The 9,340-nt window shown below is 68.0% G+C and carries 8 protein-coding genes and 3 pseudogenes; 6 read left to right on the forward strand and 5 right to left on the reverse strand.

Going from position 1 to position 9,340, the window contains the following annotated elements:
* Nucleotides 1-24: 24 nt before the first annotated feature.
* Complete coding sequence (locus RM780_RS11320) at nt 25-555, reverse strand: VOC family protein (RefSeq protein ID WP_311630497.1); 531 nt, start codon at nt 553-555, stop codon at nt 25-27.
* A 37-nt stretch (nt 556-592) separates the two neighbouring features.
* Nucleotides 593-784, reverse strand: a complete 192-nt coding sequence (locus tag RM780_RS11325; protein ID WP_311630498.1) for a ferredoxin — start codon at nt 782-784, stop codon at nt 593-595.
* 240 nt (nt 785-1,024) lie between these two features.
* On the opposite strand from RM780_RS11325, the gene RM780_RS11330 reads away from it, so the two are divergent.
* Nucleotides 1,025-2,047, forward strand: a complete 1,023-nt coding sequence (locus RM780_RS11330) for an amidohydrolase family protein (protein ID WP_311630512.1) — start codon at nt 1,025-1,027, stop codon at nt 2,045-2,047.
* Nucleotides 2,048-2,065: 18 nt separating this feature from the next.
* On the forward strand, nt 2,066-3,103 hold the full coding sequence (locus RM780_RS11335; RefSeq protein WP_311630500.1) for a LysR family transcriptional regulator: 1,038 nt from the start codon (nt 2,066-2,068) through the stop codon (nt 3,101-3,103).
* 271 nt (nt 3,104-3,374) lie between these two features.
* Here the strand turns inward: RM780_RS11335 and RM780_RS11340 are convergent.
* Nucleotides 3,375-4,013: pseudogene (locus RM780_RS11340) on the reverse strand (LysR substrate-binding domain-containing protein); the annotation flags it as partial.
* A 657-nt stretch (nt 4,014-4,670) separates the two neighbouring features.
* On the opposite strand from RM780_RS11340, the gene RM780_RS11345 reads away from it, so the two are divergent.
* Nucleotides 4,671-5,522 carry a hypothetical protein gene (locus RM780_RS11345; protein ID WP_311630502.1) on the forward strand — a complete coding sequence of 284 codons (852 nt, stop codon included), beginning with the start codon at nt 4,671-4,673 and terminating at the stop codon, nt 5,520-5,522.
* Nucleotides 5,523-6,322: 800 nt separating this feature from the next.
* Here RM780_RS11345 and RM780_RS27830 read toward each other — a convergent pair.
* Nucleotides 6,323-6,487: pseudogene (locus tag RM780_RS27830) on the reverse strand (RHS repeat-associated core domain-containing protein); the annotation flags it as partial.
* On the opposite strand from RM780_RS27830, the pseudogene RM780_RS27960 reads away from it, so the two are divergent.
* The 3 genes and pseudogenes from RM780_RS27960 to RM780_RS11355 form a co-directional block, all read left to right on the forward strand.
* A pseudogene (locus RM780_RS27960) lies at nt 6,487-6,940 on the forward strand (tyrosine-type recombinase/integrase); the annotation flags it as partial. The pseudogenes RM780_RS27830 and RM780_RS27960 overlap by 1 nt on opposite strands.
* 66 nt (nt 6,941-7,006) lie before the next feature.
* Entirely contained in the window at nt 7,007-7,444 is a 438-nt protein-coding gene (locus tag RM780_RS11350; RefSeq protein ID WP_311630503.1) for a hypothetical protein, read from the forward strand.
* Between the two features lie 240 nt (nt 7,445-7,684).
* A complete protein-coding gene (locus RM780_RS11355; protein ID WP_311630504.1) occupies nt 7,685-8,092 on the forward strand; it encodes a helix-turn-helix domain-containing protein in 408 nt (135 codons plus the stop codon).
* A gap of 336 nt (nt 8,093-8,428) precedes the next feature.
* Here the strand turns inward: RM780_RS11355 and RM780_RS11360 are convergent, their stop codons facing one another.
* Entirely contained in the window at nt 8,429-9,157 is a 729-nt protein-coding gene (locus RM780_RS11360) for an AIPR family protein (protein WP_311630505.1), read from the reverse strand.
* Nucleotides 9,158-9,340: the final 183 nt, after the last annotated feature.

The raw sequence follows: 9,340 nt of genomic DNA on the forward strand, positions 1-9,340 counted from the left end.
CATCCAGGGTCGGGGGCGGGAGGCTCAGTCGCCCGAGCTGATCGTGGGGTTCTGGAAGACGTGCCGGATCTCGTCGGCGCTCAGGCCCTCCCGCCCGGTCAGGTCGTTGGCCGGGTCCTCGAAACGGAACCGGTACCCGCCGGGCGGCAGGTGGCCGATCTCCCACCAGTTCCCGTCCAGGTCCAGGAGGTAGAAGGAGTAGGCGCCGTGCTGCCGGGCCGGCCTGGTCAGCCGGCGGACCCCGTACTCGGCGGCGACCGACTCGATGGCCCGGTGGGCCTCGTCCACCTCCGCCTCGCTGCCCACGTCCAGGCCGTTGTGGCAGAGCAGCGGCATGTCCGGCCGGTCCGGCTTGGCCTCCACGCACACGTAGGTGTGGTCCCCTCCGAGCCGGATGTACAGCCCGGCCTCCATGGGCTGCACGACCTCCAGACCCAGCACCTCCTCGTAGAAGCGGCGGGAGGCGGCCACGTCGGTGATCTCCAGCGTGCCGTGGGACAGGAAGGCCGGCTTGACCAGCGGCTTCCGGGACGAGCGGTGCGTGATGCCGGGCATCGGCGTACCTCCAGGCGGGATTGAGCGACTGCGGGGTTCAGTCGGTGAGGGACAGGGCGGAGGCGGGGCAGACCCGGACGGCCTCGTCGGCCTGATCGCGGAGTTCCCCGGAGACCTCCCCGTTCAGCACCCGGACGCGTCCGTCCTCACCCAGGTCGAAGAGATCGGGCGCGAAGCCGACGCACACGCCGGCTCCCATGCACGCGTCCCTGTCCGCGGCCACCTTCATGGCGCATCGCTCCTCTCGGCGCTGTTCGCCACCACTCCGCCGTGGGGCGCGCTTTCATGAGAACGCCGCGCCGGGGAGAAATCCAACAGTTCCTCGCTGTCGATTCACAGCCGTTCGCTGTCGCGGGATATCCGGCGGAGAATGACTCGCCCGCCTTATTGACTCCCGGAAATCCGGACGGTACACCTCTACACCGTCACGAAACCCGCCGAAAGTTCTGGGAGCAATGCTGTGACAGGAATGGTCGACTGCGAGACCCACTACCTCACCCAGGGGTTCCTGGACCTGCTGCGGGGCCGCGACACGCCGCCCCGGCAGGAGGTGGACGGCGCCCTGCGGCACACGTACTTCGAGCCCACCGCGCCGCGGGTCGTTGCCACCTTCCCTGACCTGATCGAGCGTCAGCTCCTGGAGCTGGGGGACGCGCGCATCGCGCTCATGGACGAGCACGGCATCGGCGCCCAGGTCGTCTCCCTCACCGCCCCGGGCACCGAGGGCCTGCCGGCCAAGGAGGGCCTCGCCCAGGCGCGCCTGGCCAACGACGCTCTCGGGGCGGCGCTCGCCCGGCACCCGGGACGCCTGATCGGGCTCGCCACCCTGGCGCCCCTCGCGGGCGAGGAGTCGGCGCGTGAGCTGGAGCGCTGCGTCAACGAGCTCGGGTTCCGCGGCGCCAACATCCACTCGCACGTCGGGGACCGCTACCTCGACGACCCGGCCTGCCGGCCCGTCTTCGAGGCCGCCGAGGCCCTCGGCGTGCCGGTCAACATCCACCCGACGCTGCCGCTGGGCGCGATGCTGGAGCCGTACCTCGGATACGGCTGGACCCTGCCCGGACCGGGCCTCGGCTTCGGCCACGAGGTGGCCGTCCAGGTCAGCCGCATGATATTCGCGGGCGTTTTCGACGCCTTTCCCCGCCTCCAGATCATGCTCGGCCACTGCGGCGAGGCGCTGCCGTTCTGGATGTACCGGCTCGACTTCCCCTACGTCAAGTCCTACCTCGCCGGCCACCCGAAACTCCAGCGGAAACCCAGCGAATACCTGGCCGATAATTTCTGGTACAACTGCAGCGGCCAATTCTTCGGGCCCGCGTTCCTCACCTGCCTCCAGGCCGTGGGAGCCGACCGCATGCTTTTCGGCAGTGATCACCCGTACGAGTCCTACGCCGAGGCAGTGGCCTTCGCGGAAAGAATGCCGGTATTCTCCCAGCGGGACCGGGAAAAGATCCTTCACCGGAACGCCCAGCGCCTCTTCGGCCTGGCGTGACCTCGGGGAGCACCACCGATGACGGCAGACCACCAGACGGCGGACCACCGCCACAGCCCGCTGGACCTGCGCCTCGTCCGGTATGCCGTCGTCCTGTCGGAGGAACTCCACTTCGGCCGCGCGGCGGCCAGACTCTTCATCGCCCAGCAGACCCTGTCGGCGCAGATCGGGCAGCTGGAACGCCGTCTGGACGCCACGCTCTTCCTCCGCGACCGCAGGTCCGTCACCCTGACCCCCGCCGGGCGCCGCTTCGTGGAACGGGGGCGCCGCCTGCTGGATGACGCCGCCGACCTGGTGGCCGAGACCGGCGGCACCCCCCGGCCCGTCCGCATCGACGTGATCGCCGAGGGGCTGACCTCCGAGCTGGCCGCCCGGGAGCTGCGCACCCGCCTGCCCGGGATCCCCATCGAGATCATGCAGAACCACGGGCTCACCGCGAGCGTCCCCCAGGTACAGCGGGGCGAGCTGGACCTGGCGTTCGGCCGGGTCCACGGGCACCGCTCCCCGCTCCCGGCCGCCGTGCAGCACCGGCTCGCCTTCCTGGAGCCCCTGGGCATCGCGGTCCCGGCCGGCCATCCCCTCGCGGATCTGGAGCGCGTGCCCGTCCGGGACCTGTCCGCCACTCCCCTGCTCCTGCACACGGCTCCGCAGGCCGAGGACTGGGCGGACTGGAACGAGCGCTTCTTCTCCCGCTTCGGCTTCGACATCGGCCACCGGCTCCATGGCCACGGCCGGGGCGCGGCCCACTCCGCCGTTCTCGCCTACGGCCTGCCCTCCGTCACGCCCCTGGCGACACCCCCGCCCCCGGGACTCGTCGCCCGCCCGCTGTACGCCCCCGTCCCCCTCTGCCCCGTCTCCGTCCTCTGGGCCTCCCCCCACCCCCACCCGGTGTGCGGCCTCGACGAGCGCGTCGAACGCCTGCTGCGCACCCTGGACGAACTGGCCGACGAGCACCACTGGCGCACGCTCCCCCCCGAGCCCTGGTGGATGCCGGACACCGACCTCCGGGCCCTCGCCCCCTCCCTCACGGCGGAAGAACTCCGCCACGCCACCTAGGGCCTGTCTTCCGGATCTTTCCGGGCCCGCGACGCCTGGCATCCCGCCTGGCTGCGTTGCCGAATCGCGCGAGTACGGCCAAGTACGAGCTGCGATCCGGCGCCTTGCCAGCGCATGGGGGCACCTCCCAGGCCCCCAGGGCCTGGGGGAGCCAGACGCCGCGGGCTGATCCGAAAAGATCCGCAAGACAGGCCCTAGAGGTTGCGGCCCCGACGAAGCACCGCCGCCGACCCGCACGAGCGCCGCGGCGCCACGCCGGCCTCCCGGCGCCTCAGGCGTCCTCGGGCGCCGGGGCGGCCACGCGGGTGCGGACCGTGTCGCGGAACAGGGCGCGCAGCCAGGTGTGGGCGGGGTCGTCGGTGTGGGCGGGGTGCCACCGGAACGCCTCGATGAGGGGGGCGAGTTCGAAGGGGCACCTGAAGACGCGCAGTCCCGTCCCCGGGCCCAGGTCCCGGGCCAGCCGCCCCTGGACGAGCGCGAGGCGACGGCTGCCGGCGACCAGGCGGGGCAGCAGGTGGAAGCTGTCGACCGTGACGTACCGGTTCTGGTGGACGCCCTGCGCTTCGAGCGCCGCTATGACCGGGGGGCCGTTCTGCGGGTTGTGGTAGCCGATCACCCAGCGCAGCGCGCGAAGTTCCTCCGTGCTCGGCTCGGGGCCGATCAGGTCGTTGTCCTCGGCGGTGACGCAGACCCACTCGTCGCGGAAGAGCTCGTGGTGGGGAAGGTTCCGCGAGGGCCCCCCGTAGGGCATGACCAGCCCGTCCACGGCGCGCGGCGGGACCTCCTCGTCGTCCCGCGTGGTGCGGCCGAGGTGGCGGAAGCGCAGCTCGGCGCTGGGGGCCCGGGCCTCGAACGCGTCGATGAGCGGGGGGCCGAGGACGGCCAGGGCGTAGTCCGACATCGCGATGAGGAACTCGCGTTCCGTCCCGGGCCGCTGGTCGAGCGTGACGCCTGCGCGAGGCGGCGCACCGCTGGCAGGACGCCGCGCAGTCCTTCCTCCGCGTCGTCGGCGTCACCGATCCGCGCGAACACCCCAAGCTCGCCCGTTACCGCTTCCCGGCCGCCGCCCAGTACCTCGCCCGGGCAACGCCCGACCTCCTCGCCTCCCACCGGCCCCACGAGACGCGCACGGGTACTGCCGGACGCCTGGAAGCATCCCTTGCGGGAAGGAGACCGCCGTGGCCGACAGCTGACTCGATAGCCTTGATGGCCCGCGCACTTGGCCCGGATACCGAAAGGTGCAGTGGAGTTGAGTTCTCCTCCCTCCTCACCGCCTCCCGAACGCGGCACGCCCTTACCCCCTCAGCCGGCCCAGCCACCGGCGGGGCACACCCCTCAGCCACCCCCGCGCGGCGACGGCGCGCAGCCCGAAGCCGGCCCGCCCGCCGCCTCCGCTCCCGCCGGCGCGCCCCCCGCGGGCCAGGCGCCGCCCCCTCCCACGCACCCTCCCGGGGCCGGGGCGCCGCCTTCCGATTGGGAGCCGTTATGGGAACGCTTCGCACCCGGCGCCCGGACGCCGAGAGCACGCGTGCTGCTCATCGCCGCCGGACTCATCGCCTTATTCGGAATGCTCGCGGCGCAGTACCTGTTCGACCTCTCGGTGAGCGGGCACCAACTCGCCAGGGAACGAGACATCGAGCGGCAACTCGACGGCCGGCAGCCCCCCTTCACCACGGCCATCACCTACGACACATCCGTTCCGGGGAACTGGACGATCGTCCTCGACCGGCCCCTGACGCCGGAGGAGCAGGGGACCTTGCGCGCGATCCCCGTCGACGCGCAGTTCGGACAGCGAGTCTGGGATCTTCTCCGCCCGCTGGGAGGACGCCTCCTCCACATCCCGGTGGCCATGGACCCACTGCCGCCCGGCTACGACCCGTTCACGAACCCCTGGGCCGATGCCAGCGCGACGGCCTTCACCATGGCCCTTCTCTCGGACCGCGCCTCCCAGCTCTCCATACTCGACATGAGGCCGGTCAACCTCTCCTGCACGGACCCGGTGGCCGAAACCGTTGTGGAGTTCCCGCCGCAGGGGGAGGCAACGTACCCAGGCGTGGTCGTCGACCTGGCGAGCGAGAACCCCACCTTCCTCATCACCGACGACGCAGCCGACCAGGGACAGCCCTACTTCAGCCGCAGGCGGATAGATCTCGGCGGCGGCCTGGAGCCAGGAGGACTCCGCGTGGAAGCCCTGGCGCGGGGCCAGTCCTGCGAGTGGGAGATCGAGGCCCGCTACCAGGACGCCGCACAGAACGTCGACAGCGTGACCATCCGGAACGACGGCCAGCCCTTCTTCGCCGAGGCGGTGCCGGACGACCCCGAGCAGTACTGGCGGATGGAACTGTCACCCGACGGAGAGCCGACCTGGACGCCGTGCCACGAGACGCCATCCGTTTCCACGTGCGGCCAGGGGCCATGAGACATCTCAACCCGCGCACCGAGTTGTTGCGGCCCCCGGCCAGGCAGCGGGCTGCCGGGCCGGGGGCCAAGGCGCGCGCGTCGCCCGCGGAGCGGGGCGCACATCGAAGAAGGCGAACTCCGCAGATGCCGACGGCGTCCGGCGTGCCATGCGAAAGCCTGGCGTTCGGCCGCCGACGCCTCCCCCGGGGCCTGTCGCCGCTCGCGTTTCACGTTCGTCCGCCGGTGTCCCTCAGCCCGTCCAGGGGGCCTCGACGTCGACGGTGATCCGGACGCCCGAGGCGGAGCAGAACGTCGCCTTACCGCCGTCTCCGCCGAGGGCAGCCTCCGCGTCACGTCGATCGACGTGACCCACTCCGGGTCAGCACGAAGCTCGGCGTCGAGGTCGAAGGGTTCCAGAAACGCCACGCCGGCCACGGAGTCCGGTGCCAGCCCAGCCGCCACCGACATCCCCGATGCGAGGTACAGGCCGTCCTTGATGGGCAGCTGCCCGTCCGCCCAGAGCGAGACGATGGCACTCACCGCCGGCCTCCGGGGCACTGCACCACCGGCCGCTGCGACAGTCCAGCCTCGGGCACCACGCCGCCTGCCCTCCTGTTTCTCGGGTCGTTGAACCGCCGCTGGAACTGCTGGGCCCACGTCCGGCCCGTCGTTGAGTCGGGATGCGGCGCGTTCGTCCGTGACCCGCAACGGCCCCGACCGCTCCCAGTCCCAGGCTCCCGACCGCATGGCTTCTGCGCAATCATTCGCGGAGATCGTGCGCTGGGAGAAAATGATGTCGCCGGGATCCACCAGTTCCGCGCTGAGGCCCAGGGGGTCCGACCAGGCCGAGGGGTTGTGCGGATAGGCGTAGGGGTTGGGCGCGGGCTCCAGGCCGAGCGGGTCGGGTGTGACGTATCGGGCAGTCCCCGGGTCGTAGTGCCGGTGATAGTTGTAGTACCAGCCGGTTTCCTCATCCGCGAACTGACGCCTGGCCGGCCGCGAAGGCCAAGGTGCTGAGCACCCGCACGCTGAAGGCGATCCACTCCTGCCTCAGCCGGGCCGTTCAGCGGGCCGTGGTGCGCGACAAGGTCTCCCGCAACGTCGTCGCGCTGCGCGCCGTCCCGCCCGCCCGGCCCGGACGCACGCCTCCGCCACAGGCACCGAGCTGGACGCGGCGAACGTCCGGCGGGCCTCCGCCGCGCCATCGCCAAGGCCGAGGGAATCAACCCGCACGAGTGGACCTCCCGGGAGCTGCGCACCAGCTTCGTCTCGCTGCTGTCCGACCGGGGCGGGCTGCCGGTGGAGAAGATCGCCCAGCTGGTGGGGCACGCCAGCACGTCCACCACAGAGAGGATCTATCGAAAGCAGATCCGACCCGTGATCCAGACCGGAGCGGTGGCCATAGACCGCGTTTTCGCCCAAGAGCGGGCGCGGTAGTCACGCAGTTAGTCACTCAGCCACGTAGAAGAGGCCGCCTCCCCGAAGGGAGGCCGCCTCTGACCTGTGGAGCAGCGGCGAACCTACTACAACACAAAGATGCAGGTCAGGCTACTAGAGGCGCTGCTTGCCAAGCTGCCCAGTCTGGACGCACCCGTCCGCCAGCCAGCTACCCGCTCGAAGCCGGGCCGCGTGAAGCACCTCGATGCCGCCCAGACGCAGAAGCTGATCGCGGGATACCGGGGTGGTGCCACCGTCTACGAACTGGGCCGCGAGTTCGGCGTCAGCCGTCAGACCGTGAGCACGATCCTGCACCGACACGGCATCGAGATGCGCATGGGCAGACTTGCCGCCGAGGCCATCGACGAAGCAGTACGGCTCTACGAGAGCGGCTGGTCGCTGGCACGGATTGGAGACCGGTTGGGCGCAAGCGTGGGCACGGTGCGCAACCGACTGCTGGAGCGAGGGGTGACGATGCGAGATTCGCATGGGCGGGCGCGGTAGGCGGTTACGCGGTTCGTTGTTCAAGACGTTGTAGTCGCTGCTCGTGATCACGATGGACGATGTCGTGGTGCTCCGCCACGTGAACAAGGGTGTCAGCAATGGCGTCTTGGACCTGGTCAAGTTTGGTGCCGAGCGCATCTATGCGTTCAGTCGCACCGCGCCGTCGCGCAGGAGGCCGATCGCATCCACGAGAGCGCCATGCGGTGCGTCCGTGACTCCCTTGCGAACCCAAGTGCACCGTTGCTTCGGCTGTTCAAGGTACTGACTGACGACGACACGACGGCAACATCGCAGGTGGCGCCGGCCGAGGCTGATTCGGCCGTGGCGACGCAGGTCAAGGAGAACCGCATCCTGGCGCCGAACGAGGTGACAGAGCTGACGGAGTCGTACCGGCGCGGAGCAACCGTACGAGAGCTGTCCCAGCGCTACGGCGTCCACCGCCACACGATAGATCGGCACCTGGAGCGTGCGGGTGTCGCCAAGCGCCCGGCGACGAAGATGACCGCGGCACGAGTAGCCAGGGCGACGGAACTGTACGAACAGGGCTTGAGCACGAACCAGATCGGCCGGGAGCTACACGTCGATGGCAGCACGGTGTGGAAGGCGTTGAAGCGGGCGGGGGTACGGATGCGACCGCCGGTGGCGTGATAGCACGGCTGACCTCAGCAGTCCGCTACCGTGCTCTGGGGCTACGACAAGCTGACCCGCATCGAGCGGCCAGGCGAACCGGAAGAAGGCCGACTGGTGCCCATTGGGGAGGGTGGCGTCGCTGCCGCCCAGTTCCATGACCTGTATGGCGGGCTGTGTGCGGGGGTGGCGTGGCGGTGGTGACGGATACCTGCCGCAGATTGCCTACGGCCACCGCACCCGTAAATCACCCTTCCCACATTCCGGCCACGCCGACTTTGTCCTCGTACTGGTTCGCGGCAGATACGGGCATGATGACCTCGTGAAACAGAGCTACCTGGCTCCTGCTCCTCATCGTTAGGTCTCGTGTTTGGCTATTGCATCAGTAATGTTATTCAGTAGGTTCGCATCTTCAGTTTGTATAATTTTGACCAATACAAAGACATGCTCTTTGTTCTTTATTAGCCCGTCCTTAAAGGCCAGATGAACTGTATGGGTCGTTTGACTTCCATTAACAATTTGCACTCCCTCTAGGTTAATCACCGGATCATTTGCTACTGCCGAGTAGCTTAATTTATTGCAAATAATGGTGATGCCATTATTTAGATAGAAAAATTCGTGGCTTCTGTCATTAATAAGGGTGTTTCTAATGTTCTGATTTACGTGATTGCTCTCTTTTAGGAATGCACGTACGTTCTTGTCGAATAAGAATTCTCCGTGTTGGTCATATAGTCGGACGAGCTCTTCTATGGAAATTCGGCCAACAATAGTTCTGGCTGTACCTGAATCATGATTGAACCAGGTTCCTGATAATCTTAGGGTATCGGTGATGTTTTTACCTTCCTTGGTGGGTTTCGCGTTACTCATGATCTTATTGTACGCCGTACGCAATAAATTGTGGAACACTAAACCGGGAATCGAACCCGGATTGCCAGGATGAAAATCCGAAACCGGCCGGAATTTGACGGTGTGCAACAGCGCGTTATAGAGGTAGATGCGTTCATAGAGGACAGCCGACGACGTTGGTTGCTTGGCGTCGTAGCTGTCAGCGTTGCTGTCAAAATTCCAGACCAACCCGCGCCGCACGACAAACGACCTTGCGGCGTGACGCGCCGGGAATGGTGGCCGCCTAACTCTTTTCGGGGCGGCTTTTCACTATACAAATTGACAACACCCCCCTTGAGGCGTATAACCAAGGTAAGGGAAACATCACGACGCATTGTGACGTGACGCAGGGTTGGGGTGCACGAATAGCATCTAGGAGTCCCC

The organism is Streptomyces boetiae (assembly GCF_031845405.1).
Taxonomy (GTDB): domain Bacteria; phylum Actinomycetota; class Actinomycetes; order Streptomycetales; family Streptomycetaceae; genus Streptomyces; species Streptomyces boetiae.